Source organism: Cupriavidus sp. PB-02, from assembly GCF_058252315.1.
Genome location: NZ_JBXPSX010000003.1, coordinates 1,281,656 through 1,306,389, shown reverse-complemented (window position 1 = coordinate 1,306,389; position 24,734 = coordinate 1,281,656). Strand labels below are relative to the sequence as shown.

Annotated in this window: 24 protein-coding genes; 17 read left to right on the top strand and 7 right to left on the bottom strand. The window is 64.5% G+C overall.

The genetic code is table 11. The features are described from left to right. The first annotated feature begins 113 nt into the window (after positions 1 to 113). The 6 genes from AC10V3_RS40675 (at position 114) to AC10V3_RS40650 (ending at position 7,069) form a co-directional block, all read left to right on the top strand. Complete coding sequence (locus AC10V3_RS40675) at positions 114 to 1,400, top strand: MFS transporter (RefSeq protein ID WP_022539918.1); 1,287 nt, start codon at positions 114 to 116, stop codon at positions 1,398 to 1,400. Between the two features lie 4 nt (positions 1,401 to 1,404). Then, positions 1,405 to 2,160 carry a LamB/YcsF family protein gene (locus AC10V3_RS40670; RefSeq protein ID WP_022539919.1) on the top strand — a complete coding sequence of 252 codons (756 nt, stop codon included), beginning with the start codon at positions 1,405 to 1,407 and terminating at the stop codon, positions 2,158 to 2,160. Positions 2,161 to 2,183: 23 nt separating this feature from the next. Continuing rightward, complete coding sequence (locus AC10V3_RS40665) at positions 2,184 to 2,996, top strand: putative hydro-lyase (protein ID WP_022539920.1); 813 nt, start codon at positions 2,184 to 2,186, stop codon at positions 2,994 to 2,996. Positions 2,997 to 3,024: 28 nt separating this feature from the next. Then, positions 3,025 to 4,638 carry a 5-oxoprolinase subunit PxpB gene (gene pxpB / locus AC10V3_RS40660; protein WP_022539921.1) on the top strand — a complete coding sequence of 538 codons (1,614 nt, stop codon included), beginning with the start codon at positions 3,025 to 3,027 and terminating at the stop codon, positions 4,636 to 4,638. Between the two features lie 29 nt (positions 4,639 to 4,667). Further along, positions 4,668 to 6,398: an acetyl/propionyl/methylcrotonyl-CoA carboxylase subunit alpha gene (locus AC10V3_RS40655; protein WP_022539922.1), complete on the top strand. Its 1,731-nt coding sequence runs from the start codon at positions 4,668 to 4,670 to the stop codon at positions 6,396 to 6,398. 203 nt (positions 6,399 to 6,601) lie between these two features. After that, a complete protein-coding gene (locus tag AC10V3_RS40650; RefSeq protein ID WP_022539923.1) occupies positions 6,602 to 7,069 on the top strand; it encodes a nucleoside deaminase in 468 nt (155 codons plus the stop codon). Positions 7,070 to 7,284: 215 nt separating this feature from the next. Here the strand turns inward: AC10V3_RS40650 and AC10V3_RS40645 are convergent, their stop codons facing one another. Beyond that, positions 7,285 to 8,625, bottom strand: a complete 1,341-nt coding sequence (locus AC10V3_RS40645) for a type II toxin-antitoxin system HipA family toxin (protein WP_022539924.1) — start codon at positions 8,623 to 8,625, stop codon at positions 7,285 to 7,287. Between the two features lie 3 nt (positions 8,626 to 8,628). Beyond that, on the bottom strand, positions 8,629 to 8,877 hold the full coding sequence (locus tag AC10V3_RS40640) for a helix-turn-helix domain-containing protein (protein ID WP_022539925.1): 249 nt from the start codon (positions 8,875 to 8,877) through the stop codon (positions 8,629 to 8,631). A gap of 241 nt (positions 8,878 to 9,118) precedes the next feature. Between AC10V3_RS40640 and AC10V3_RS40635 the strand changes: the two genes are divergently transcribed. Further along, positions 9,119 to 9,556, top strand: coding sequence for a histidine kinase dimerization/phospho-acceptor domain-containing protein (locus AC10V3_RS40635; RefSeq protein ID WP_490924403.1), 438 nt, complete (start codon positions 9,119 to 9,121; stop codon positions 9,554 to 9,556). Between the two features lie 217 nt (positions 9,557 to 9,773). On the opposite strand, the gene AC10V3_RS40630 is transcribed toward AC10V3_RS40635, so the two are convergent. Beyond that, positions 9,774 to 9,914, bottom strand: a complete 141-nt coding sequence (locus tag AC10V3_RS40630) for a hypothetical protein (RefSeq protein ID WP_349608481.1) — start codon at positions 9,912 to 9,914, stop codon at positions 9,774 to 9,776. Positions 9,915 to 10,353: 439 nt separating this feature from the next. On the opposite strand from AC10V3_RS40630, the gene AC10V3_RS40625 reads away from it, so the two are divergent. Beyond that, positions 10,354 to 10,899 carry a winged helix DNA-binding protein gene (locus AC10V3_RS40625; protein WP_022539927.1) on the top strand — a complete coding sequence of 182 codons (546 nt, stop codon included), beginning with the start codon at positions 10,354 to 10,356 and terminating at the stop codon, positions 10,897 to 10,899. Between the two features lie 42 nt (positions 10,900 to 10,941). Here the strand turns inward: AC10V3_RS40625 and AC10V3_RS40620 are convergent, their stop codons facing one another. From AC10V3_RS40620 to AC10V3_RS40605, 4 genes are read right to left on the bottom strand one after another with little or no spacing between them, the layout of a single operon-like run. Further along, positions 10,942 to 12,351, bottom strand: coding sequence for an amidase (locus AC10V3_RS40620; protein ID WP_022539928.1), 1,410 nt, complete (start codon positions 12,349 to 12,351; stop codon positions 10,942 to 10,944). Between the two features lie 33 nt (positions 12,352 to 12,384). Further along, positions 12,385 to 13,713 carry a M20 family metallopeptidase gene (locus AC10V3_RS40615; RefSeq protein WP_022539929.1) on the bottom strand — a complete coding sequence of 443 codons (1,329 nt, stop codon included), beginning with the start codon at positions 13,711 to 13,713 and terminating at the stop codon, positions 12,385 to 12,387. A 37-nt stretch (positions 13,714 to 13,750) separates the two neighbouring features. Continuing rightward, positions 13,751 to 14,773, bottom strand: coding sequence for a ring-hydroxylating dioxygenase ferredoxin reductase family protein (locus tag AC10V3_RS40610; RefSeq protein ID WP_022539930.1), 1,023 nt, complete (start codon positions 14,771 to 14,773; stop codon positions 13,751 to 13,753). A gap of 25 nt (positions 14,774 to 14,798) precedes the next feature. After that, a complete protein-coding gene (locus AC10V3_RS40605; protein WP_022539931.1) occupies positions 14,799 to 16,148 on the bottom strand; it encodes an aromatic ring-hydroxylating dioxygenase subunit alpha in 1,350 nt (449 codons plus the stop codon). A gap of 216 nt (positions 16,149 to 16,364) precedes the next feature. Between AC10V3_RS40605 and AC10V3_RS40600 the strand changes: the two genes are divergently transcribed. From AC10V3_RS40600 to AC10V3_RS40560, 9 genes are all read left to right on the top strand, one after another. Beyond that, positions 16,365 to 17,471: a porin gene (locus AC10V3_RS40600; RefSeq protein WP_490924402.1), complete on the top strand. Its 1,107-nt coding sequence runs from the start codon at positions 16,365 to 16,367 to the stop codon at positions 17,469 to 17,471. A gap of 88 nt (positions 17,472 to 17,559) precedes the next feature. Further along, complete coding sequence (locus tag AC10V3_RS40595; RefSeq protein ID WP_022539933.1) at positions 17,560 to 18,681, top strand: alcohol dehydrogenase catalytic domain-containing protein; 1,122 nt, start codon at positions 17,560 to 17,562, stop codon at positions 18,679 to 18,681. Between the two features lie 37 nt (positions 18,682 to 18,718). Next, positions 18,719 to 19,264: a cupin domain-containing protein gene (locus AC10V3_RS40590; RefSeq protein WP_022539934.1), complete on the top strand. Its 546-nt coding sequence runs from the start codon at positions 18,719 to 18,721 to the stop codon at positions 19,262 to 19,264. Positions 19,265 to 19,356: 92 nt separating this feature from the next. Further along, positions 19,357 to 19,863 (top strand): bacteriohemerythrin, encoded by a 507-nt coding sequence (locus AC10V3_RS40585; RefSeq protein ID WP_022539935.1) that lies wholly within the window; start codon positions 19,357 to 19,359, stop codon positions 19,861 to 19,863. 2 nt (positions 19,864 to 19,865) lie between these two features. After that, positions 19,866 to 20,807, top strand: a complete 942-nt coding sequence (locus tag AC10V3_RS40580; protein ID WP_022539936.1) for a 3-carboxyethylcatechol 2,3-dioxygenase — start codon at positions 19,866 to 19,868, stop codon at positions 20,805 to 20,807. A gap of 29 nt (positions 20,808 to 20,836) precedes the next feature. Next, positions 20,837 to 21,628: a 2-keto-4-pentenoate hydratase gene (gene mhpD / locus AC10V3_RS40575; RefSeq protein ID WP_022539937.1), complete on the top strand. Its 792-nt coding sequence runs from the start codon at positions 20,837 to 20,839 to the stop codon at positions 21,626 to 21,628. A gap of 13 nt (positions 21,629 to 21,641) precedes the next feature. After that, on the top strand, positions 21,642 to 22,610 hold the full coding sequence (locus AC10V3_RS40570) for an acetaldehyde dehydrogenase (acetylating) (protein ID WP_022539938.1): 969 nt from the start codon (positions 21,642 to 21,644) through the stop codon (positions 22,608 to 22,610). Next, complete coding sequence (gene dmpG / locus AC10V3_RS40565) at positions 22,607 to 23,665, top strand: 4-hydroxy-2-oxovalerate aldolase (protein ID WP_022539939.1); 1,059 nt, start codon at positions 22,607 to 22,609, stop codon at positions 23,663 to 23,665. The genes AC10V3_RS40570 and dmpG overlap by 4 nt, the downstream gene beginning before the upstream one ends. Then, positions 23,662 to 24,531 (top strand): alpha/beta fold hydrolase, encoded by an 870-nt coding sequence (locus AC10V3_RS40560; protein ID WP_022539940.1) that lies wholly within the window; start codon positions 23,662 to 23,664, stop codon positions 24,529 to 24,531. The genes dmpG and AC10V3_RS40560 overlap by 4 nt, the downstream gene beginning before the upstream one ends. The last annotated feature ends 203 nt before the right edge of the window (positions 24,532 to 24,734 follow it).

Here is a 24,734-nt window from a genome sequence, read left to right as displayed (position 1 = left end):
GCGCTGGGAAGCAGCGGCGCTGGATAGCGTTCTCGCTCGCTACCGGAACATCGTCGCGAAGACCGCGCGACGAGCCTTTTCCAAGCTTTGTCCTATCCAAAGTGAGCGCAACCATGTGGCTTAAAGAAACAACGCAGGGAGAGCGCAAGACGCTCTTTGCCGCCTTCGTCGGCTACGGGGTCGATGCATTCGACTACATGATCTACACCTTCATGATCCCCACCTTCATCCTGGTGTGGGGCATGACCAAGGCCGAGGCCGGCTATATCGCGACGGGCGCGCTCATCAGCTCGGCCGTCGGCGGCTGGCTGGCCGGCATCCTGGCCGACAAATATGGCCGCGTGCGGATCCTGCAGCTGACCGTGCTCTGGTTCAGTTTCTTTACCTTCCTGAGCGGATTCACCCAGTCTCCCGAGCAACTGTTCGTGACCCGCATGCTGCAAGGGCTGGGGTTCGGCGGCGAATGGTCGGTCGGTTCGGTGCTGATCGCCGAGATGATCCGTGCCCGCCACCGCGGCAAGGCGGTTGGCCTGGTGCAAAGCAGCTGGGCAGTCGGCTGGGGCCTGTCGGCGATTGCCTTCTGGGCGGTCTATGCCGCGTTCGAGCAGCAATACGCATGGCGCGTGCTGTTCTGGATCGGCGTGCTGCCGGCGCTCTTTATCCTCTACATCCGCCGCAATATCTCCGAACCCGAGGTGTATCAGGAAACCAAGGCCAAGCTGGCCCGCACCGGGCAAAGCAATAACTTCATGCTGATCTTCAAGCCCGGCGTGCTGCGCACCACGGTGCTGGCCAGCCTGCTGGCGACCGGCATGCAAGGTGCCTACTATTCGGTGACGACCTGGCTGCCGACCTATCTCAAGATGGAGCGCAACCTGTCCGTGCTCAATACCAGCGGCTACCTGATGGTGCTGATCGCAGGCTCCTTCGCCGGCTATCTGACCAGCGCCTGGCTGTCCGACCGCCTGGGGCGCCGGCGTTGCTTCATGCTGTTCGCAGTGAGCGCAGCCATCCTCGTGATCTGCTATACGCAGCTGCCGATCACCGACGCGGCGATGCTGCTGCTTGGCTTCCCCTTGGGCTTCTTCCTGTCTGGCATCTTTTCGGGCATGGGAGCTTACCTGACGGAGCTGTATCCGAGCCATATCCGTGGCTCCGGACAAGGCTTTTCCTACAACTTCGGGCGCGCGGTCGGCTCGGTGTTCCCGGCCATGATCGGGCATATGAGCGCATCGATGTCGCTGGGCGTGGCCATCGGCTATCTCGCCGCGGGCGCCTATGGGTTGGTCATTATCGCGTGCCTGCTGTTGCCGGAAACACAGGGACGCGAACTACTCGGCGAACGCGAGGCTGGCACGGAAGGACCGGCTGACGCAGCAACTTCGCGGACGGTAGCCTGACACCATGCAAATCGACCTCAACAGCGATCTCGGCGAGAGCTTCGGCGCATGGAGCATGGGCAACGATGCAGCCATGCTGGATATCGTCAGTAGCGCCAACGTGGCCTGTGGCTTCCACGCCGGGGATCCGGCCGGCATCCTGCAGACGCTCAAGGCTGCCAGGATCCGTGGCGCTACGGTGGGCGCCCACGTTTCCTACCCCGACCTGCAAGGTTTCGGCCGCCGCAACATGGACGTGGCCAGTGCAGACCTGGTTGCCGATGTGATCTACCAGATCAGCGCCCTGACTGGAATGGCCGCGACGGTCGGTGCCACCGTGCGCTATGTCAAGCCGCACGGCGCTCTGTACAACACCATCGCCAGCGATGAACGGCAGGCGCGCGACGTGATCACCGCCATCCTCAAAGTCGATCCCGAGCTCACGCTGGTCGCGCTGGCGGGCTCGCCGCTGGTGGGTTGGGCGCGGGAGGCCGGCTTGCGCGTCATTGCCGAGGCGTTTGCCGATCGCGCCTACACGCCGCAGGGCACGCTGGTGCCTCGGCGGGAAAAAGGCGCGGTCCTGCACGATGCCTTGGAAGTGGCGCAACGCATGCTGCGCCTGGTGCGTGAAGGCACGGTACGGGCCATCGACGGCAGCGTGGCCCGCGTGGATGCGCAATCGATCTGCGTACATGGCGACAGTGAAGGCGCGCTGGAAATGGCGCGCGCCGTGCGCGAGGCACTAGAGCTCGATGGCGTGAAAATTTGCGCGTTCGCCTGATTCAAGGCATTGGAGAACCACTCATGCAAGATTCCGCACTGCAACGCGCCCGCATCGCCGCCCTGAACGCCGCGCGTGAGGCGCGTGAAAGCTATCGCGCCGGCACCGTACAGCCGACCGCCGGCATTGCACCGGGGATGACGCAAGCCAACATGATTGCGTTGCCGCGTGACTGGGCCTGGGACTTCCTGCTGTATGCGCAGCGTAACCCGAAGGCCTGTCCCGTGCTCGACGTGATCGAGGCGGGCGCGCACCGGACCGTGCTGGCGGAAGGGGCGGACATCCGCACCGACATTCCGCTGTATCGCGTGTGGCGCGACGGCAAGCTGGTGGAAGAGGTGGCCGATGCCACTTCCCTGTGGGTTGAGCATCCGGACCTGGTCACCTTCCTGATCGGCTGCAGCTTCACTTTCGAGACGCCACTGCAAGAGGCCGGCATCGAGGTGCGGCATATCGCCGACGGCTCCAACGTTCCGATGTACCGCACCAATCGCCAGTGCCGCCCCGCCGGCCGGCTGCACGGCGAATTGGTCGTGTCCATGCGGCCAATCCCTGCGCATCGGGTTGCCGATGCGGTTTCCATTACCGGACGCTTCCCGTCGGTGCACGGCTCGCCGGTCCATGTCGGCAACCCGGCGGCGCTAGGCATTGCCGACATAGCAAAGCCCGACTTCGGCGACGCCGTGCGCATTGAGCCGGGCGAAATCCCCTTGTTCTGGGCCTGCGGCGTCACGCCCCAGGCTGCCGTGATGGCGTCCGGCGTGCCGTTTGCCGTGACCCATGCACCGGGCCACATGTTCATTACCGACGTGCCTGACAGCACGTACCACGTCTAAGACCGCCGGGTCGTTTGCGGAGCTCGTTTTGCGTTTCCTGCCCGTTACCTCGAATGCACTGCTGGTGGAGCTGGCCGACCTGGACCAGACGCTGGCCTTGTTGACCTCGCTGCAGCGCGATCCTCTTCATGGCGTTGCGGAACTGGTGCCCGCCGCGCGCACGATTCTCGTGCACTTCCGCGCGTCGGCCACCAGCGCGGCCGCGCTGGTGCGGGCCATTGCCGCGCGCGACCTGTCGCAGCGCGTCGAGCGCAGCAGCATCCTGGTCGAGATCCCGGTGCGCTATGACGGCGAGGATCTGGCCGAGGTGGCGCAGCTGCTTGGGATCACGCCCGATGAAGTCGTGCGCCGCCACACCGGCAGCGAATACACCGTTGCTTTCACCGGCTTCGCTCCCGGTTTTTCCTACCTGAGCGGCGGCCATCCCAGCTTCGACGTTCCGCGCCGCAGTACGCCGCGTACGCGCATTCCCGCCGGCGCCGTAGGGCTGGCGGGCACCTTCAGCGGCGTGTATCCGCAGGCCAGCCCCGGCGGGTGGCAGATCATCGGCGTGACACCCATAGCCATGTGGGATTTGGATCGCGAACAGCCTGCGCTGCTGCAGCCCGGCTATCGCGTGCGTTTTGTCGATATCGCCACGCGCGATGGCGTGGTGGATGCGGACGGCGGCATCGCCGCTGACGCGCCGGCGCGCCAGCCGTTGCCGGCAGCTAAGGCGCCCGCTGCCGCGGCGCTGAAAGTGAGCGGCACCGGCTTGCAGACTGCATTCCAGGACTTGGGCCGGCACGGCCAGGCGGGGCAGGGCGTCTCGGCTTCCGGCGCGATGGACCAGGCGTCGCTCAAGACCGCCAACCGCCTGGTGGGCAACCGCAGCGATGCCGCGGCGCTCGAGACCATCGGTGGCGGCTTGCAGCTGCGGAGCATGGGCGAAACCGTGCTGGCGGTCACCGGCGCCGATGCACCGCTCACGGTGCGCGCGGCCGATGGCCGGCAATGGAGCGTCCCGAACCACCAGGCTGTGGCGCTCGCCGATGGCGACACGCTGAGCATCGGTCAGCCGCGCGCCGGGGCCCGCTGCTATGTGGCGGCGCGCGGCGGGTTTGCTGTCGCGCCGGTGCTGGGCAGCTGCGCCACCGACACGCTGGCCAAGGTCGGCCCCGCGCCGTTGGCCGTGGGCGATGTGCTCGAGCTGCGACCCGCGCCGGCCGGCGCCGTCGTGGGCGCCCCGGAGCAGCCTGCCGCAGACCTGCCCACGGTGGAGCAGGAGGTCGTGCTGGACGTGGTGCTCGGCCCCCGCACCGACTGGTTCACAGCCGAGTCCGTGGCGCGCCTTGCCGCGCAGCGCTGGCAGGTCACCCCGCAATCCAACCGCGTGGGTCTGCGCCTGGCCGGGGAGGTACCGCTGGAGCGCGCCATCACCGGCGAGCTGCCAAGCGAGGGCACAGCCCTCGGCGCGCTGCAGGTGCCGCCCAGCGGCCAACCCGTCCTTTTCCTGGCCGACCACCCGCTGACCGGCGGCTATCCCGTGATCGGCGCCGTGGCACCCCATCATCTGGATCGTGCCGGCCAGATTCCGGTAGGCGCCTGGCTGCGCTTCAATCCGATCGGCGCCTTTCAAGAACTGAACCCGTCTGCCGCCTGAGCGCGCACACGCACCAACAGAGATTTGCCATGAAGAAAGTCCTGATTGCAAACCGTGGCGAGATCGCCGTTCGCATCATCCGCGCTTGCGCCGACTATGGCGTGGCGTCGGTGGCCGTGTACGCCAATGCCGATATCGACGCGATGCACGCGCGCCTGGCCGATGAAGCCTACGGCCTCGACGGTGACCGTCCGGCGGACACCTACCTGAACATCCCCAAGCTGCTCGATATCGCTCGCCGCAGCGGGGCCGACGCCGTGCATCCCGGCTATGGATTCCTGTCGGAAAGCGAAGCCTTTGCCCGGGCGGTGATCGATGCTGGCCTGACCTGGATCGGGCCGTCACCGGAGACGATCGCCCGGCTTGGCGATAAGGTGGAAGCGCGCAAGATCGCCTTGCAGGTCGGCGCCCCGCTGGTGGCCGGCACGCCCGATCCGGTGGCCGACGCCAACGAGGTGCTGGCCTTTGCCGAGCGGCACGGCCTGCCGATCATCATCAAGGCGGCCTTCGGCGGCGGCGGCCGCGGCATGAAGATCGCCTGGCGCATGGATGAAGTCGAGGAGTTGTACGCGTCCGCCGTGCGCGAAGCGGTCACCGCCTTTGGCCGCGGCGAGTGCTTCGTCGAGCAGTTCCTTGACAAGCCACGCCATATCGAAGCGCAGGTACTGGCCGACCAGCATGGCAATGTGGTGGTGCTGGGCACGCGCGACTGCTCGCTGCAGCGCCGCAACCAGAAGCTGGTGGAAGAAGCCCCGGCGCCGTTCCTGACCGACGCGCAGCGCGCGAGCATCCACGCCGCCGCCCGCGATATCTGCGCCGCAGCCGGCTACATCAGCGCCGGCACCGTCGAATTCCTGCTCAGCGCCAGCGGCGCGATTTCGTTCCTGGAGGTCAATACCCGCCTGCAGGTCGAGCACCCCGTGACCGAGCAGACTACCAGGGTCGACCTAGTGGTCGAGCAACTGCGCGTGGCCGACGGCCTGCCGCTGTCGATCACCGAAACACCCGCGCCGCTGGGCCATTCGATCGAGTTCCGCATCAATGCAGAGGACGTGGGGCGCGGCTTCCTGCCAACCCCCGGCCCGGTGCAGCGCTTCGATGCCCCATCGGGGCCCGGCGTGCGCGTCGATTCGGGCGTGCAGGCGGGCTCGGTGGTGCCAGGCACGTTCGACTCGCTGATGGCCAAGCTCATCGTGACCGGCGCCACACGTGAACAGGCGCTGGCGCGTGCGCGCCGCGCGCTGCGCGAATTCCGCATCGAAGGCGTGGCCTCGGTACTGCCGTTCCACCGCGCCGTGATCGACCACGCCGATTTCCTTGGCGCGAATGGCTTCAAGGTTCACACGCGATGGATCGAGACTGACTTCGCCGAGCCCCTGGCCGCGGCTACCCGCGCCGAGCCGCAGCACGACAGCAGCCTGCTGCGTACCGCCATCGAGATCGATGGCCGCCGCGTGGTGCTCGGCCTGCCGGCGCAACTGCTGCGGGGCCTGGCTGACGCGCCCGCATCCGACAGCGCCGCAGCGCCGGCGCAGGCAACCGCCACCGACGCCGCCGAGCTGCCGTCTCCTATCGCCGGCACCGTGCAGGCCTGGAAGGTCGCGGAGGGCGACGAGGTCAAGGAAGGCGAACTGATCGCCGTGATGGAGGCAATGAAGATGGAAATTCAAGTACATGCCCATCGCGACGGCCGCGTGACCTGGCAGACGCCCGCCGGTGTCTTCCTCGCGGCGGGCGCGCGGCTGGCGAGCATTGAGTGAATTCCTTTAAGGAGTCAGTGCTGGAAGGGGGGAAAGGAACTGACTCCACGAATAGCCAGCAGTACCAAAGCCAATTGCAGGGGCTGGACCAAATACGCCGTATAACAACTCGCAGCACGCCGCGCGCGCACGCTGGCCTATAGTCTGCTGGCCCGCCAACCCATCGGCCTGCCCCGGGCCAGGTCCTTCACCGGAGACAAAGCGTGTCGACCACGGAAGCCTATCTGATCGATTCCATCCGCCTCGCCATGGAAAACGTGCGCGAGCGCAATACCTGGCCTTTCGGCGCCGTGGTGGTCAAGGATGGACAGGTGCTGGCGCGCGCGGTCAACGAGGTGGAAGCCACCTGCGATCCCAGCGCGCACGCCGAAATGCAGGCGGTGCGCGCCGCCAGCAGGGCACTGGGCAAGCCCGACCTGACCGGCTGCACGGTCTACGCCAGCGGCTACCCGTGCCCAATGTGCCTGAGCGCGATGTACCTGGCCGGCGTCGGGGCGATCTACTACGCCTATTCCAACGAAGACGGCGCGCCCTACGACCTGTCCGCGGAACGCGGCTATGTCGAACTGGCGCGGCCGCTCGAACTGCGGGAGATGAAGTTGGCCTACGTGCCGGCGCGCGACGAGGGCCCCGATCTCTATGAGGCGTGGCGCAAACGGCAGGGCTGCTAGCAGTCGCTGGGCCGACGGCCATGAACAGGATTGCTCTGAGGTGCGACGGGCCACACGAAACTGAATCTAGGAATCCCGGTGTGCGGTTTCAACTGCAAACTTTTACCAGGAGAAAGACCATGCAACTCGCATCCCGCCGTCGCGGACGTGCGCGTACCAGCGGTTGACTCTCTGATGATTCGAAGCTGCCGGCCACCGCCGGCGGTTTTGCAGCGCTAACCTGCGTTCACGTCACCGAGTTTCTTGGCGGACGCCTGAAGGCCTTCCAAGATGCTGTCCGAGACACGGGCAGGGAAATTTGGTGGCAGTCGATTGGCCACGTTCGAAACGGCCGCTGGGACCTTGGCAATCAACTCCTCCATGATGGGTTCCGCAGTTGCGCCTGCATAGCACTTAGGTGCCATGGCATTGAAATGGCGGCGCCGAATATCCTTCAACAGATAGTGGCGGTTCTTGCCTGCAACTGCCATGGCGAGCTTAGCCTTGTGGTACGAGACGTGGTTGGGCCCATCCCCGATAATCGGCCAAGCGGACAGAATGTCATAAAGTGGTGTGAGGTTGTAACGTCCCCCTGACAACATATGGATGCTGAAGTTCTTGGCGTGCCCGTCTGTAGCAGCCAGCATCCAGAAAACGACTTGCGCTGCCAAGAATGTTTTCAGGTCATGCTCTGGAGTTTGTGACTGCCGTAGGACTGCCGCAATGTCGACCATCCCTGGTCCGCCTTCTGCTTCGTACTTCAGATGGGGAGGCACGCCGAGGACCTGGCAGAAATCCTCTTGCGGCAAACGCATTATCCATTTGCCGCTGTGATGAAGTTGTCGGTCGAATCGCGTGACGACGAGCACCTTCTGCTTGCCGAAGGTCAATATCTCACAGTCGGCCACCGGAAGTCCGAACTCCTTGAAGAGCTGCATGCAAAGCCATTCGTTCTCTACCGAGGTCGACAAGTCAGCTTTCCGGTTGCCAACCAACCCGAGCGGTAGCTTCAAGATATGTGTGGTCGGCGTTGCCCCATGCGGAAGCAGCCATTTCCCTTCGTGATGGAGCAGGGCGGTCTTTTCTTGGGCGCCTGCAATGGAGATGCGGAAATCTTCATCTTCCATTATTGTTCCAGGCCCCGTTGTGGTAACCGTGTTCTCGAGGAGCTTCTCAATGTCGGCGTCAGACAGCGGGGTGCCTTCAATACGGTCGACGTTCTGGGGGGCGTCGTCTTCCTTGAGAAGCTGGACCGCGCCAACGCAGTCTCGTCCTATTGCTTCCAACAGGTCGAAGGGGTCGGTGGAAGCGGTCTGATATCTGGTCGCGAGCCGCCGGCGGATGTTGTCGTTATCCGGGAGAAGGTTGTCGAAGTAGTTGCGGACCCGGTTGCCCTTCAAAGGAGAGGTGTCGATGCCGAACGGCAGTGAAAGGGACAAGGGGCGTCCTGCGGCAGAGGCCATCCAGTCTTTGTCATACTGGAGCTCCATAGGGCTATGCGGCGGGATGCGCCAGGTGCCAACACGTTGGCCATTGGCCCAGACTGACAACGCCCGAGTGTGTGACTTTCTTCCCATTGATTACCACTCCGTTTCTTGCGATGTCGGGGCGTGGTTCTTCGACTGGAGAATGAGCTCTAAACCATAAAGGCTGACCAAGGCCAGTAACTGTTCCGCGGAGATGGCTTTGGGCTCAATCTCCAAGGCAGACAGCCGGCTTTGGCTTAGTCCCAGCCTGGTGGCGGCTTGGCCTTGCGTGAGCCGTTTGGCTCGGCGAGCGGACCGCAATATTTCGCCTAGCTGAGATGGCGTTGAGAGCACTTGCTTCATGTTGGATACCTGCTATGCGCGTAAATCTATTTTACCTGCATTTCTCGTAAAGGCAAAGTACTTGCTATACAGGTATAAACTACTTACCACAATAAAGAGTAAAGTTGAAATAACTGTTAAGCAAGTATATGTGTGTAGCAGGTATTTCGAGGTCCGCGGCAGTTGAAGTGTGCGCTAAAGTACATCTGACCACCTGGACTGGAGCATTTCCGCCGCCATACCATCCGGGGGCAGGGTGGCCGTGGTCTCGAACGCCACCGACCGGATACGGTTCGAACGCCAGCAGGAGCAACTGAGCGAACGCGAGCAGGCGGCACGAGCCAGCGTCGAGCGACTGAACCGGATGAAGGACGAGTTCATCGCCATCCTGTCGCACGAGCTGCGCAACCCGCTCAACGTGATCTCGGTCTGGACCCATGTGCTGGGCCGCCATGTCATGACCGACGAAGGCCGCCGCGGGCTGGCTGCCGTCGAATGCCATCGAGCAAGGGAAACGTCCCCTGCCAACCGCCATGCTGCGCGGGTCCGGTGGCCTCGCGAGCTTGCGCCCGACCTGGTGCCATCCGCATGGATCGACCCGGCTCGCTTCCAGCAGTCCTGTGGAACCTGCTGTCCAACGCGGTCAAGTACTCGCCGACCGCGTCAGCGATATCGGCTTGCCCGGACGGGACGGCAATGACCTGATCCGCGAAATTTGCATGCGTGCGCCGGCACTCCTTACTACTGGCCTCGCCCATTCGACCCGATGCCGCTCCTGTATTGCCTGGTGCCGCGCATCTTCCTCGCTACGCAGGCAGGCGCTTTGTCGTACTCAACGGCCTGTGACCGAAAGTGCATCGCACAACATGCAAGTCGACTTGCTGGTCAACCATGTGCGAGCCGGCGATATGGAGCGGTCAGTGGGCCGAGGCACTGGCCAGGACTGCGGCCTGGCCCTCCCAGTCGGGCGCGCGCACGTAGACGCCCGGCAGCTGTGGAGGATCGTTAATCTCGCTAGCGGCGGTGGTGCCTGCGACGTTCGATTTCAGGTCGGCCATGCCGGACGGGTAGGGTGATGCTTCTGCAAAGCCATGCGTATGATTTGGGGGGAAAGTATGGGTATTCTGGCGATCTGCGTTCACCCCCAATCTTGGCGGCAGAGCTCTCCACTGATAGTGCTCGAGCGCGTTGCAGGACAAGGCCATCTTTAGCTTGATCGTGTCTTAACAGCCGCCAAACTCGCGACGCCGCCTGCAGCAGCGCCCTATGCGACGGCACATGGAAATCGAGCCGGCGTGTCCAGGCGCCATGGCGCGACAGCGCTTCTGCGCTGGCTCTATAGCGGCTTGGGTTCCCGGCAGCACGAGTGATCGCTGTCGTTGACGATGGCCAGATGCAGCTACACAGCGTTGTGGGATAATCGAGGCTCGCATTTCTGCCGTCTCACCAGGCCTATTGGCAAGTTGGCTCTGAAATCAATGTTGGGCAAGTCAATTCATGGAACCGAAATTTCAACGCGGGTGGCATCTCGCAAAAACTGACCTGGAGCAGAGGGCCACAGAATTCGAGTGGGCGTTGATCCGGTTCCATGAGTCGTTTTCCCGCTTCGTGCTGTCCACCGGGATGGTGACGATTGCCGCCGACGTGGATATCAAGTACGAGGAGCACGTCATTCTCCACGTCATCAGGATGCAGGACCGGCCGAAGAATAGTGCCACCATTGCGCGCCTGATGAACCGCGACGATATCCCCAATATCCAGTACAGCTTGCGCAAGCTGGAGGCGGCCGGTCTGATCGAGAAGCAGCGAGAAAAGAACAGCAAGACCTTCGCGTACAACGTCAGCGAGCTGGGAGTCAAGCTGACCGACGAGTATTACAAGGTCAGGGCCGAGATCCTGGTAAAGCGGCTGGAGGAAATCAGCGAGGTGTCGGAGAAATTTGAAAAGGCGTCGCGCTTCCTGTCGCTGCTGACAGGCATCTACGAGGAAGCTGCGCGGGATTCAGCGACGATCACACCGTTGCGGGAAGACGAGCAGGAGTGAAACCAGGGCCGGGCGTTGCCGGCCTGGTCTCGTCACACGGCCTCAGCGCGAGACCGTGACTTCCGGATGGTGGCGGTGCCAGTCGGTGGCCTGCTGGAATGCCATGCCGGCACGGCACAGCAGCGCTTCCTCGCCATGGCGCGCCACCAGCTGAAATGCGATCGGCATGCCGGCCGCGGTGAATCCACACGGCAGCGTGATCGCGGGATGTCCGGTGGAATTGAACGGCGCCGTGAACTGGATAAGGCGGCTGTTCAGCTCCGGGTCTTGCGCGAGCGCGCCCAGCTGTTCATGCGTGGGGGCGGCGAATGGCTGCACCGGCACGATCAGGAGGTCAATGTCCTGCATCAGCTTGTTGACCTTGCCACGGAAGGCGGCACGGTTCAGCAGTGCTTGCTGATAGCGCATGCCGCTGGTATTGCGGCCAATCTCGATAAGCCTGGAAAGCGCCGGCCCATACTCCGCCGACAGGCGCGGGAACGTGTCCGCATGCGCCACGGCGACTTCGACGCCGCAGTTGATTTCCCATTCGTCGACCACGGTGTGCACGGCGGGAAAGCGAACGTCCCGGATCTGCGCGTCAAGCGCCTTCAGTATGTCGATGGCCCGGTCAATGGCATGGTTGATGACGTCATCCGTGCCATTGCGATTCCATTGCGCATCGACACCGATGCGAAGGCCGCGCAGGTCGCGCCCCTCGGCGGGCAATTCCAGGCGCGATGGCGGCAGAGAAGTCGGATCGCGTGGATCGTGGCCGGCAATCACCCCCAGCATCAGCGCGGTATCGGCGGCACTGCGGGCAATCGGACCCACATGGTCCAGGCTTGCACCGAGCTCGAATACGCCGTGGCGGCTGACTCGGCCCCACGTCGGCTTGATGCCGGTCAGTCCGTTGGCCGCCGCCGGGAAGCGGATCGAGCCGCCGGTATCCGTGCCGATCGACGCGTAGCAAAGCCCAGCGGCGGTGGCGACACCGGAGCCGCTGGAAGAGGCGCCGGCCCAGTGGTTCGGGTGCCAGGGATTGACCGGCTGCGGCACGCTTGGATGATGGGTGGCGAAGGCGCCTTCGGTCAGCTGCAGCTTGCCCAGCACGATGGCGCCGGCATCGCGCAGTTTGCGCACGACGGTGGCATCTTCCGTCGGGATAAAGTCCTTGTGGATCGTGGTACCAGCGGCGGTCGGGGAACCTGCCAGCCAGCAGAGGTCCTTGACTGCCACCGGCACGCCGTGCAGCGGGCCCAGCGGAGCGCCGTGCATCAGCGCACGTTCGGCTTCGCGAGCCTGTTCCAGCGCCTGTTCAGGCAGGACCAGGGCGTAGCTGTGCAGGGCCGGATCGAGGTCGGAGATTCGGTCGAGGATTGCTTCGGTGACGGCTACAGGCGAGATCTCGCGCGCGCGGATCTTGCGCGCAAGTTCCGCGGCTTCCCAGTAGTGGATATCTTCGTTCGGCATAAGCAATTGGTCGGGAAATGTTGTCGGGTATCCTCAGCGCAGGCCGAGTTCCGCGCGATTGCGCGTCAGCGTATCGATCGCGGCGTACAGGATCTTGTTCGCGCAAGGCAGCAAGTCCGGGATGTAGGTGGCACCCATGCCTCCCAGGCCCTCGGCCACGCTTTCGGGCGACCCTTGCGCCGGCCATGGCCAGCCGATGCGTGCGGTCGGAATGCCGAAGCGACGCAACGCCGCACCGTCGGTCTGTCCGCCAAGCAAATCGGGAACGCCGTGCGGGCGCGCCTCGACATGCTCCCAGCCGCGCCTGGCCGACTGGATGATCCAGTTGGACGGCGCGGTGGTGCCACCGGGCACGGAGCCATACATCTCCCAGTCCAGATCCAGCGCCGGATGCCGCGCGCGCAGCTCCGCGACAAACTGTGCGAACTGGGCTTTGACCTCGGCGGGGCTGGTGCGCGGATTGATGCGCACGTCGAAGAAGATCTCGGTGACCGCCGAAGGAAACGCCGGCCGCTCCGGCCAGCCGGCGCGCACGCCGCCGATCCAGCCGTGCGGCTTGACCACGCCGGAGGTATTGCGCTCGGCATATTCGACCAGCCACTGCTCCAGTTCCAGGATGACCTGCGCGGCCGGCACCACCGAGCTGCGGAAGCCCGGCGTGCCGCGCGGCACGCCGGCGTAGCCCATCGTCCCGTTTACGCTCACTTTGAACCAGCCCATCCCCGGCTCTTCGTGGTAGACCCAATTCCACGGCTTCATGATCATGGCGAAGTCCGGCGCGACACCGCGCGACAGCAGATGCACGACACCGCCCGACATGCCGGCGTTATCGCGCTCGGCCACATTGACGGGCATGCCGCCGTCGGCCGTCGCCAGGATGAGGTCGCCGACCAGCGGGACGTCGGCCTCGATCAAGGCGGTGGCGACTTCGGTGAGCGTGGCCACCATCGCCTTGGGATTGGACGAGCCCAGGCCATAGACCCAGTCTCCTATCACTCGCGCGGCAGGCTGCAGGTCGACATGGTCGGTGTTGCCGGTCCATGGACGGTCAGTGGCATCGCCTTCCAGGTGCGTGTCGATCGGCGCGTATAGCATCAGCGCGGCGCCGCCGCCGCTGCCGCGCTTTTCGCCCACGGCGTTGCCGGTGCGGGCGTTCATTGGGCGGTATGACGCGGTCAGCCCCACCTTGGACATATAGCCCGCCATGAACTGGTTGACGTCGCGCACGGCGCCCGTCGGGCTATGGATGTCCGTCAGGTCGGACAGAAGTTGCTGCAGGCGCCGGGCGTCGATCCTGGCGCAGGCCTTTTCGTACCAGCCTTGCTGTTCGGGCGAAAAGGGAAGGGCAATGGTGGGCTCCACGATGGCTGTCTCCCGTAATTCCAGTGGTGATCCGCAATCAGTTCGAAGGTGCGAACTGCTCGGCGTAGATGTTTTCCGGGCGGACCCCGATCTGGGCGAGGCGGCGGGTAGCGGCCTCGATCATGGCGGGGGGGCCGCACAGATAGGCGACGGTGTCGGTGTGCGTGGCATCGTCTTCACGGATGGCATCGACGGGATTGCCGCTCAGCAGGTCACCGGTCGCGCCCCGGTCCACCGAGATCCGCGTTGACAGGTTGGGCAGCCATTGCTCGCGCAGCCCGATGTCATCCAGGCAGAACAGCGTATCTGGCGTGGCGCAGCCAAAGCTGAGCATCACGGGCGGCTTGCGGCCCGACGTGTTGCGGATGGTGTCGATCATGGAAAGGATCGGCGCCAGTCCCGTCCCGCCCGCCACCATGATGTGGGGTGCCCGCACCTTCTCCCGCAAGAAGAAGCTGCCATATGGGCCCTCAAGCTCCAGCACGTCGTCGCGCGCGGCGCGATTCTCCAGATAGCCGGACATGACGCCGTCATGCAGCAGGCGGATCAGCAGTTCGATCTTCGGCAGGTCGGCGGCAGTGCTGGCAGGCGAATAGCTGCGCACTATGTCGGTGCCGGGGACGTGGACCTGGATGAACTGGCCCGGCTTGAAGTCGAAGGACTCGCCTTCGGCCAGCTCAAGTGTGAGTCGCACGACATTGGGCGCCAGCTTTTCGACGCTGTCGACAAACGCGTTGAGCTTGACGGCACGCCCGGCGCCGGCATCGCTCTCATAGTTCAGGTCGAACGTACAGTCGGTTTCGGGCTGGGTCAGGCACAGCAGGCGCTCGCCCGCCTCATATTCGCTGCGCAGCAGGGTCGAGCTGGCGCCGGCGCGCATGCCTGCCTGGCCTTCGGCCAGCCGCGCGGTGCAGCTCGAACAACTGCCGGAGCGGCACTGGTGGATCAGCGGCACGCCGGCGGCGAGAGCGGCGTCAAGCACGCTCTCGCCGTGCGGCACGGCAACCGATCGGGTCGTTCCGTCGCGGAAACGCAGTGCGACGTTCTTAATAGTAGACATTCAGATACCTCGGTTGCCGCGTGGATTACTCGTCTTCTTCGATCTTCGTGACGAAGTACGCCGTGGCCTGCTTGCCTTCCGACGCCTTCTTCAGCCGCATGGCCGACGCCTTGACGGCGCCATCCACACCGCGGCCCGGCCTGGCAATGCCCCGGTTCCAGCGCGATGCGAGCTTGCGCCAGGTGATCGGGGAGATGTCGGTTGCCATCAGCTGCTCGTTATCCCAACCGGTGCCATCCGCGTAGAAGTCCTGCATCGCTTCGCGCGCATAGAGGTCGCAATCATTGAAGCCGTGCAGGCACAGGGGTTTGTACAGGTAGTCGAAGCGGTACTTGTAGTCCTTGCGCTCTTGCTCCGTGTTGCAGACCTTGACCAGGACTTCCCAGTACTCGTAGGTGTCGTCGGTGACCGGCACATACCACTCGTACTGGACGACATGCTCTTCCGGCCAGTTCTCCACCATGAGGACGCCCGGCAGGACCACGGAGGTGCGATACGGGCGTGCGTTCAGGTTCTCCACCTTGAGGCCGACCTTCTCGTTTTCGAGGATGGGCTTCCACTTCTCGGTGAACAGCCACTGCACCAGCCCCTTGGGGCCGTTGTCGTCTTCGACCACGGCAATGCAGTCGTCGGCGGTCGGCACGATGCCCAGCGGCAGCACCCAGTCCTTCGCGTGGATGATGGCGTTGTCCTTGTGGACCAGGATGTGCGCATTGTCGAAGCCGTTCTCGCAGGCAATGCGCCAGTTGGCATAGCCGGTACGGTGCATGCCGTGGGCGACAACGTTTTCATCGAGCAGGCTCGGCGCGGACGGCCACAGCGGGTGCGGGAATTTCTCGCTGTTCTCGGGGAAGCGGAACGGCAGGTCGTGCGACAGCGGGGGCACGTCTTCGTCCGGGTAGTCGTCCTCGCGCACGAAGACAAAGATCATGCCGGCGACTTCCTGCACCGGGTAGGTGGTGAGGCCGGTGGTACCGATCAGCTTGTCATCGGGGTTGCCTGCGATGGTCGACAGGTTGCCGCTCTCGAGGTCGAAGGTAAAGCCGTGGTACCAGCAGCTGATGGTGTCCTTGGTGAGGCACATCGGCTTGGCCGAGAGACGGACACCGCGGTGCACGCACTGGTCCTTCAGGGCAAAGATCTTGCCGTCCACGCGGCGCAGCACGATCGGAATGCCGCAGATCTGGATGCCTTCCACACCGTCTTCCGGCAGTTCCTTGCTGAACAGTGCCGGGTACCAGTGATTGATGAACCCCCAGGCCGCGTCCTTGTAGGGCTGGTACTGGCTCTGCACCTTTGCGTCGTTGACGCGTGCGTTGCTGATCTCGTGTTTTGTCTCGCTGCTGCGCCGGCGGATGACGGGCTTGTCGCTCATCTTCAGGTTCTCCTCGTGTGGGGCTTTGGGCTGTAACCCTGGCGGTCGGGCCAGGGGTGATCGAAGATTACGAAATCGTAGATTGACTGTCAATCGAAGTTCAATCAAACTTCCAGCAACAATGGATCGATAAACGATTGATTGTGTAGAGTCGGACGCACCGAAGCCCGGGAATCGCGCTCACCGAGGGTTAACCCCGGTCGATGCGCCAGACCCGTGCTTACCAATCAAGAAACGGGGAGACATCAAATGAGGAGACTGAAGGCGATTGCCGCCTGCAGCGTTGGCCTGGCGGGCGCGGCGCATGCAGAGGGCAGCGTGCAGGCATACGGCATCGTCAATACCGGTGTGATGTATGTGTCCAACCAGGGCGGGAGCAGCAACCTGGTTGCGGATCCGGGAACCCAGGCGCCGACCCTGTTCGGCTTCCGGGGCACGGAAGACCTGGGCGGCGGCCTGCACGCCGTGTTCAAGCTGCAGGGCCAGTTTTCAATGAAGAACGGCCAGTCCATCGGGAACCTGTTCGGGCACGAAAGCTATGTCGGCATGGGTGACGACAGGCTCGGGACGCTCACATTCGGGAATCAGATCGATTTCATGTTCTATTCGCTGGCGCTCGATCACTGGGGCTCGGCGTTTCCGTTCATCAGCTGCATCAGCCTTCGGCAGGGGCCGTTCTCGGGTCTGGGCGTGCCCAACACGCCGGGCGGCTCCTTCGACTTTGACCGGGTGGCGGGCCTTGCCATGCCGAACTCCGTCAAATACCAGAGCCCGGCCTTCGGCGGACTGTCGTTCGGCGCGCAATACAGTCTTGGCGGGCAACCTGGTTCGTTCGGGAATAGCAGTGGCCAGAGCGCCGGCGTGAATTACCACGTCGGCAACCTGAGGCTGAATGGCGCCTACACGTACGTCAAATATCCGCAACTGAATGCCGGCAACGATGGCATCAGGAACTTCGGGTTTGGCGCGTCCTACGCGATCGGGCCCGCGGTGGCCGCGCTGATGTACACGAATACCGAAAACACGGCGAGCGGCGCACGGGTTGCGGTTTACGAGGGCGATGTGACCTGGGCTTTTTCCCCCGCCTGGCACCTGAACGCCGCCTACCAGTACATGCGGGGCAACGACACGCTGGACCGGCAGAGCGCCATGCAGGGAACGCTGACCCTGCTTTATTCGTTCTCGAAGCGCACCAGCGTCTACGCCGATCTGGTCTATCAGAAAGCGTCGGGGGCGGGGCAGGCCTGGATCAGCCTGGCGCCCGGGCCTTCGTCTGGTGCCACGCAGGTGGCGGCCAACATTGGCGTGCTGCATTCCTTCTGACACGCAAAAATTTTTTTGACCATATCAGTTGAATATCAATGGATATTCAACTGAAAAAACATCGACAAACTTGCAGGAGACGAAGCAAATGAGCGACCCCCACCAGCCCGCCATCCAGGCCGCGCGTGTCCATGAGCCGGGCGGCCGGTTCCGGCTCGACACGATTCCGCGTCCGATCTTGCTGCGCCCCACCGATGTGCTGATCGACGTGAAGGCGGCGGGCGTCGTGCCCAACCTTCGCAACGTGATGAGCAACTACGGCGAACGCGCCTACCTGACGGTCCCCGACCTGCCTGCGATCTACGGCCTGGACACCGCCGGCATCGTGGCAGAAGTGGGAAGCCAGGTAACCGGCGTGGTCCCAGGGGACCGCGTCTATCTCAATCCGGGGCGCTCGTGCGGCTCCTGCCATGCGTGCCGGACCGGCGAGCCGATCAACTGCACGGCCTATACCTTCCAGGGCTATTTCGGCTTCGGCCCGGAGTCGAAGCGCATGTACCAGCAGTATCCGTACGGCGGCTTCAGTGAATTCGCCACCGCGCCGGCGGATGGCCTGGTCAAGCTGCCCGACGCGGTCACCTTCGAACAGGCCGCGCGATTCGGCTACCTCGGCACGGCGTACTCCGGACTGCGCAAGGCCGGTATCGCGGCAGGGCGCACGGTGCTGATCAGCGGCGCTACCGGCACTCTCGGGCTCGGCGCCGTGCAGATCGCGCGGGCCATGGGTGCGACCAGGATCCTGTGCGTGGCGCGCAATCTCGACCTGCTGGAACGCGTTCGTGCCCTGGATCCGCAGCGCATCCGCATCCTTTCCTACGGCACGCAGCCGCTTGCCGACTGGGTTCGCGCCGAGACGGACGGCATCGGCGCCGATGCCTTTGTCGATGCGATCGGTCCGGGCGCCTCGCACCAGATCACGCTGGACTGCATTGCAGCATTGCGGCGCGGCGGCCGCATGGTGGAAATCGGGGCGATGTCGGACCCGTTACCCGTGAACCTGCATCAGCTGATGTGCGCGCAGGTCAGCCTGGTCGGATCGCTCTGGTTCTCGGTGGCCGAAGGCCAGGAGCTTGCCGCCATGGCGGCGGCAGGGACGCTCGACCTGAACGTCTTCGAGCATCAGCGGTTTGGCCTGCATCAGGTCAACGAAGCCCTCGCCACCGCCGAAAAACGCGCCGGCGGGTTCGTCAACGTGGTTGTCGTGCAGTGACCCGGCAACCGATCTTCAGCGGATTAAGGAGCAAGCAATGGTAAGACGCATCGTCACCGGCGAGCGCGACGGCCGTTCCGTGATTGTCTCGGATGGCCCCGTATCCACCACGCACGACTATGCCGCGGTCCCCGGCTTCCAGACCACGCTGGCGTGGGCCACGCAGGCCGTTCCGTCGCTGCCGCAAGATGGCGCCGATCCGGTCGTGACGGTCAAGTTCGTCACGCCGGACCCGCACGGAACGCGGCTGATCGTCGTGCAGTTTCCGCCGGACACCGTGATGGCATCGGGGCAGTTCGATCCCGTGGCGGCCGGCGAGGAGTATGCGCGCCACCTGCCCGGGCTGGCCGAAGCCTTCGAGCCGGATGGCTCCGGCATGCACAAGACCCAGTCGGTCGACTACGACATCATCGTTTCGGGTGAGCTCTGGCTGGAAGTGGATGGCGGGGAAACCCGTCACCTCAAGGCAGGCGACATCGTCATCCAGAACGGCACGCGGCACGCCTGGCGTAACCGCAGCGAGCAGCCCGCCGTCATGGTGGCAGTGCTGATTGGCGCCGACAGGCAAAGAGGTCAAGGCTGAGGCAACTCGCGTGCAGATCGGTGGCACCAATGCCACCGATCCAACGCAGCGGCATATCGGTGCCGCTGGCGACCTTGCCAGGAGAGTTTGGAATGAAAGACACAGCGGATATCGGCACGCTGCCCAACGCGGACGAGTGCCTGGGGCTGGCGTGGACGGATGCCATGCTGCTGGGCCATGGGCCGATCGATGAGGCGCACCAGGAGTTCGTTGAGGTGGTGAACGCTCTGGCCAACTGCTCGCCGGACACGGCGGCCGCGTGCCTTCAGGACCTCGAGGCGCATGTGCATTCGCATTTCGCCGTCGAGAAGGCCTGGATGGAGAAGACGGATTTCCCGGCCGCCGATTGCCATCTCGACGAACACGAGCGCGTCATCGACGCCGTGCAGAAAGTCAACGCAAAACTGCTGCTCGGCGAACTCGGGCTGCAGGACATCAGGCGGCTGGCAAAAGCATTGGCGGATTGGTTTCCAGGACACGCTGCGTATATGGATTCGGCGTTGTCTGCCTGGATCAACAAGAAGACCTATGGCGGTGCGCCGGTCGTGCTCCGGCGCGATCTCCGTGGGGACCAGCGTCACGCCGAGGCAGGAGCATAAACATGCCGATTCACCTCGAATGCCTCTCGCACACGCCGTTGCACGGCTATTTCGACCCGATTCCGGAGATCCTTGCCGAAGTCGAGCGGGCGCAGGCTGCCGCCCGTGCCCGCGTCGAAGCCTTTGATCCCGAGCTGGTGATTGCCTTCGTGCCGGACCATTACAACGGCTTCTTCTACGACCTCATGCCGCAGTTCTGTGTCGGCATGGCTGCCTGCGCGGTGGGTGACTTCAAGAGCCTGGCCGGCCCGCTGCCGGTCCCGTCCGGTACGGCGCTGGCACTGGCACAGGCGGCGCTGGATGCCGACGTGGACGTGGCGGTCTCGTACCGCATGCAGGTCGACCATGGCTGCGCGCAGGCGCTGGAAATACTGACCGGCAGCCTCGACCGTTATCCGGTGGTTCCGGTCTTCATCAACTCGGTGGCCCCGCCGATGGCGAGCTGCCGGCGCGCCCGGTTGCTGGGCGATGCCATCGGCCGCTTTGCCGGCCGTCTCGGCAAGCGCGTGCTGGTCGTGGGTTCGGGCGGCATTTCGCATGAGCCACCGGTGCCGGAGATTGCCACCGCCACGCCGGAAAACGTCGAGCGGTTGATTGCCGGGCGCAATCCCAGCCCGGAGTCGCGTGCCGCGCGGCAGGCCCGCACCCTTGCCGTCGCGCAGGCGTTTGCCGCCGGCAACAGCCACCTGCGTGCACTCAACCCCGAATGGGACCGCGCTTTCCTCGACACGCTGGCGAGCGGGGACCTCACGGCCGTGGATGGCATGACCAACCACGCCATCACGCGCGACGGCGGCAAGTCAGGCCACGAGATCCGGACCTGGATCGCCGCCTTTGCCGCGCTGGCGGCCAACGGGCCTTACCGGGCCGAACGCGACTACTACCGGGCCATTCCCGAATGGATTGCCGGCTTTGCTGTCATGCACGCACAGCCGGCCGCCTGAGGCCCTACCTGACTGACAAGGACAATGACATGACCACCCCTCAATCCGTGCTCGCGCTCGCCGAACGCCTGCGCCGCGCCGAGCAGAGCCGCACGCCCGTTGCGCCGCTGCGCGGGGACATCGCCGCCGGCGACGTCGCCACGGCTTATGCCGTGCAGAGCGCCAACGTCGAGGCTTGGCGCGCGCAGGGCCGCCGCGTGGTCGGCCGCAAGATCGGGCTGACCTCGCTCGCGGTCCAGCGCCAGCTTGGCGTGGACCAGCCTGACTTTGGCACGCTGTTCGCCGACATGGTGTACGGCGACGACGACCCCATCCCCGCTGCGCGCACGCTGCAGCCCAAGGTCGAGGCCGAAGTGGCGCTGGTGCTCAAGCGTGACATCACCGCCCGCGATGCCACGGTGGTGGACCTGATCAATGCGGTCGACTACGTGCTGCCGGCCATCGAAGTAGTCGGCAGCCGTATCGAGAACTGGAACATCTCCTTTGTCGACACCGTGGCTGATAACGCTTCCAGCGGCCTCGTGGTGCTGGGCGCGGTGCCGGTGCCGCTGGCCGGCCTGGACCTGAAGGGCGTGCAGATGGAGATGTTCCGGGGCGAGCAGCGCGTCTCGGCCGGCAAGGGCGCCGACTGCCTCGGTCATCCGCTGAACGCCGCGGTGTGGCTGGCCCGTACGCTGGCATCGCTGGGCGAGCCCCTGCGCGCCGGCGACCTGGTGTTGACCGGCGCGCTCGGGCCGATGGTGCCGGTTGAGGCCGGCCAGTGCTACGAAGCGCGTATCAGCGGTATTGGCAGCGTCCGTGCGGCGTTTGCCGCAGAATGAAAGTGAGAACGACATGACTTCCAGGAAACTCAAGGCAGCGATCATCGGCTCGGGCAATATCGGCACCGACCTGATGATCAAAATCCTGCGCAACGCCAGGCATCTGGAGATTGCGGCAATGGTCGGCATCGATCCGGCCTCCGACGGACTTGCCCGGGCCGCACGGCTGGGCGTGGCCACTACGCATGAAGGCGCCGAAGGGCTTACCCGCCTGCCGGTCTTCGATGACATCGACTTTGTGTTCGATGCCACCTCCGCCAGTGCGCACGTGAAGAACGACGCGCTGCTGCGGCAGCGCAAGCCGGGCCTGCGCATGATCGACCTGACGCCCGCCGCGATCGGCCCGTACTGCGTGCCGGTGGTCAACCTCGATGCGCACTTGGACGCGTCCAACGTCAACATGGTCACCTGCGGCGGCCAGGCCACCATTCCCATCGTGGCCGCGGTGTCGCGCGTGGCGAAGGTCCACTACGCGGAAATCGTCGCATCGATCAGCAGCAAGTCCGCCGGTCCGGGCACGCGCGCGAACATCGATGAGTTCACCGAGACCACCTCGAAGGCGATCGAAATCGTTGGCGGCGCCGCCAGGGGCAAGGCCATCATCGTGCTGAATCCCGCCGAGCCCCCGCTGATGATGCGCGACACCGTGTACACGCTGTCGGAACTTGCCGACCGCGACAGGATCGAGGCGTCGATCGAAGAGATGGTGTGCGCGGTCCGTGCCTATGTGCCCGGCTACCGCCTCAAGCAGACCGTGCAGTTCGACGAGATCCCGGCCAGCGCACCGCTGAACATTGCTGGCCTGGGACGCTTCAGCGGCATGAAGACATCGGCCTTCATCGAAGTGGAAGGCGCTGCCCATTACCTGCCTGCCTACGCAGGCAACCTCGATATCATGACTTCCGCCGCCCTGGCCACCGCCGAGCGGATGGCGCAATCGCTGCTGAGCGCCGAAGAGACCACCGTAGGAGCACGCGCATGAGTACCCCGAGCAAGAAACTCTTTATCTCCGACGTGACGCTGCGCGACGGCAGCCATGCGGTCCGCCACCAGTACTCGATCCGGAACGTCCAGGACATCGCACGCGCGCTGGACCGCGCGAAGGTCGACAGCATTGAAGTTGCGCATGGAGACGGCCTGCAAGGGTCGAGCTTCAATTACGGCTTTGGCGCGCACAGCGACCTCGAATGGATCGCCGCCGTCGCCGAAGTGGTGGAGCACGCGAAGATTGCCACGCTGCTGCTGCCCGGTATCGGCACCACGCACGACCTGAAGGCGGCCCACGATGCCGGCGCGCGCGTGGTGCGCGTCGCCACGCACTGTACCGAGGCCGACATCTCGAAGCAGCATATCGAGTACGCGCGCGAACTCGGCATGGATACGGTCGGCTTCCTGATGATGAGCCACATGACCACGCCGGAAAATCTCGCCGTCGAGGCGAAGAAGATGGAAAGCTACGGCGCGACCTGCATCTACGTCGTCGACTCGGGCGGCGCGCTGACGATGAACGATGTGCGCGCGCGCTTCCGAGCGCTCAAGGACGTGCTGCACGCGGACACGCAGACCGGCATGCATGCGCACCACAACCTGTCGCTCGGCGTCGCCAACTCGATCGTGGCTGTCGAGGAAGGCTGCGACCGCATCGACGCGTCGCTGGCCGGCATGGGGGCGGGAGCGGGCAATGCGCCGCTGGAGGTGTTCATCGCCGCCGCCGAACGCCTTGGCTGGAACCATGGCACCGACCTGTACGCGCTGATGGATGCGGCTGACGACATCGTGCGTCCGCTCCAGGACCGTCCGGTACGCGTGGACCGCGAAACGCTGGCGCTTGGCTATGCCGGCGTCTATTCGAGCTTCCTGCGCCACTCTGAAGTGGCGGCGAAGAAATACGGCCTGAAGACGGTCGATATCCTTGTCGAACTGGGCCGGCGCCGCATGGTTGGCGGCCAGGAAGACATGATCGTCGATGTCGCGCTGGATCTCCTCAGCAAGCGCGCGTCCGAAGCGCGGCAGGGACAGGAAGGAACATCATCATGAACGCGACAAGACAAGCCATCACCGAAGCCTCGACGAGCCGGTTCGTCTCGGTGCAGGACGGAGAGACCACTTTCCGGATTCACTACAACGATGCCGGCTCTGGGACCGAGACCGTCGTCATGCTGCATGGTTCGGGGCCAGGTGCAAGCGGTTGGGCTAACTTCAGCCGCAATGTCGAGCCGCTGGTGGCGGCAGGCCACCGCGTGCTGCTGGTGGACTGCCCGGGCTGGAGCAAGAGCGATCCCGTGATCTGCACCGGTTCCCGCTCCGAGCTCAATGGCAGGGTGCTCAAGGCCGTGCTGGACGCACTGGCGATTGAGCGGGTGAATGTCATCGGCAACTCGATGGGCGGCCATAGCGCCGTGGCCTTTGCACTGGCCAATCCGCAGCGCATCGGCAAGCTCGTGCTGATGGGTGGGGGCACCGGCGGTCCGAGCCAGTTCGTGCCGATGCCGACAGAAGGCATCAAGCTGCTCAACGGCCTCTATCGCGATCCGACCATCGAGAACCTCAAGCGCATGATGAGCGTCTTCGTCTACGACGCGAGCGCCCTCACGGAGGAACTGATGCAGGCTCGCCTCGACAATATGCTGGCGCGGCGCGACCACCTGGAAAACTTCGTCAAGAGCCTGGCGGCGAATTCCCGGCAGTTCACCGACTACAGCCCGCGCCTGGGCGAGATCGTCGTGCCCACGCTTGTCATCTGGGGGCGGGACGACCGCTTCGTGCCGATGGACGTGGGCCTGCGGCTGCTCGCCGGTATTCCGGATGCGCAGATGCACGTCTTCAACCGTTGCGGCCACTGGGCGCAGTGGGAGCATGCCGAGGCGTTCAACCGGATGGTGGTTGATTTCCTCGCCCATTGAATTCGCAAAAATCTGGGTGGCATCCCGGTAAAGATCGTCAGCTTTACCGAGATGCTGGACGCCGTTTGGCCGATGATCAGCGGCGCACTCGCTGCGTCGCAGATCGGCCAGATGCGCTCAAACTGATGACGGTCCGCGGCGGTCCGCTGTGGCGGAGCTTGGAGCGATGAGGGGCAAACGGCGCATTCTGGCCGGGAAGGGAC

Coding starts and splice junctions, on each gene's coding strand:
- AC10V3_RS40675 (WP_022539918.1), top strand. CDS start 114: ATGTGGCTTAAAGAAACAACGCAGGGAGAGCGCAAGACGCTCTTTGCC.
- AC10V3_RS40670 (WP_022539919.1), top strand. CDS start 1,405: ATGCAAATCGACCTCAACAGCGATCTCGGCGAGAGCTTCGGCGCATGG.
- AC10V3_RS40665 (WP_022539920.1), top strand. CDS start 2,184: ATGCAAGATTCCGCACTGCAACGCGCCCGCATCGCCGCCCTGAACGCC.
- AC10V3_RS40655 (WP_022539922.1), top strand. CDS start 4,668: ATGAAGAAAGTCCTGATTGCAAACCGTGGCGAGATCGCCGTTCGCATC.
- AC10V3_RS40645 (WP_022539924.1), bottom strand. CDS start 8,625: ATGGGAAGAAAGTCACACACTCGGGCGTTGTCAGTCTGGGCCAATGGC.
- AC10V3_RS40640 (WP_022539925.1), bottom strand. CDS start 8,877: ATGAAGCAAGTGCTCTCAACGCCATCTCAGCTAGGCGAAATATTGCGG.
- AC10V3_RS40630 (WP_349608481.1), bottom strand. CDS start 9,914: ATGGCCGACCTGAAATCGAACGTCGCAGGCACCACCGCCGCTAGCGAG.
- AC10V3_RS40625 (WP_022539927.1), top strand. CDS start 10,354: ATGGAACCGAAATTTCAACGCGGGTGGCATCTCGCAAAAACTGACCTG.
- AC10V3_RS40620 (WP_022539928.1), bottom strand. CDS start 12,351: ATGCCGAACGAAGATATCCACTACTGGGAAGCCGCGGAACTTGCGCGC.
- AC10V3_RS40610 (WP_022539930.1), bottom strand. CDS start 14,773: ATGTCTACTATTAAGAACGTCGCACTGCGTTTCCGCGACGGAACGACC.
- AC10V3_RS40605 (WP_022539931.1), bottom strand. CDS start 16,148: ATGAGCGACAAGCCCGTCATCCGCCGGCGCAGCAGCGAGACAAAACAC.
- AC10V3_RS40595 (WP_022539933.1), top strand. CDS start 17,560: ATGAGCGACCCCCACCAGCCCGCCATCCAGGCCGCGCGTGTCCATGAG.
- AC10V3_RS40590 (WP_022539934.1), top strand. CDS start 18,719: ATGGTAAGACGCATCGTCACCGGCGAGCGCGACGGCCGTTCCGTGATT.
- AC10V3_RS40585 (WP_022539935.1), top strand. CDS start 19,357: ATGAAAGACACAGCGGATATCGGCACGCTGCCCAACGCGGACGAGTGC.
- AC10V3_RS40580 (WP_022539936.1), top strand. CDS start 19,866: ATGCCGATTCACCTCGAATGCCTCTCGCACACGCCGTTGCACGGCTAT.
- mhpD (WP_022539937.1), top strand. CDS start 20,837: ATGACCACCCCTCAATCCGTGCTCGCGCTCGCCGAACGCCTGCGCCGC.
- AC10V3_RS40570 (WP_022539938.1), top strand. CDS start 21,642: ATGACTTCCAGGAAACTCAAGGCAGCGATCATCGGCTCGGGCAATATC.
- dmpG (WP_022539939.1), top strand. CDS start 22,607: ATGAGTACCCCGAGCAAGAAACTCTTTATCTCCGACGTGACGCTGCGC.
- AC10V3_RS40560 (WP_022539940.1), top strand. CDS start 23,662: ATGAACGCGACAAGACAAGCCATCACCGAAGCCTCGACGAGCCGGTTC.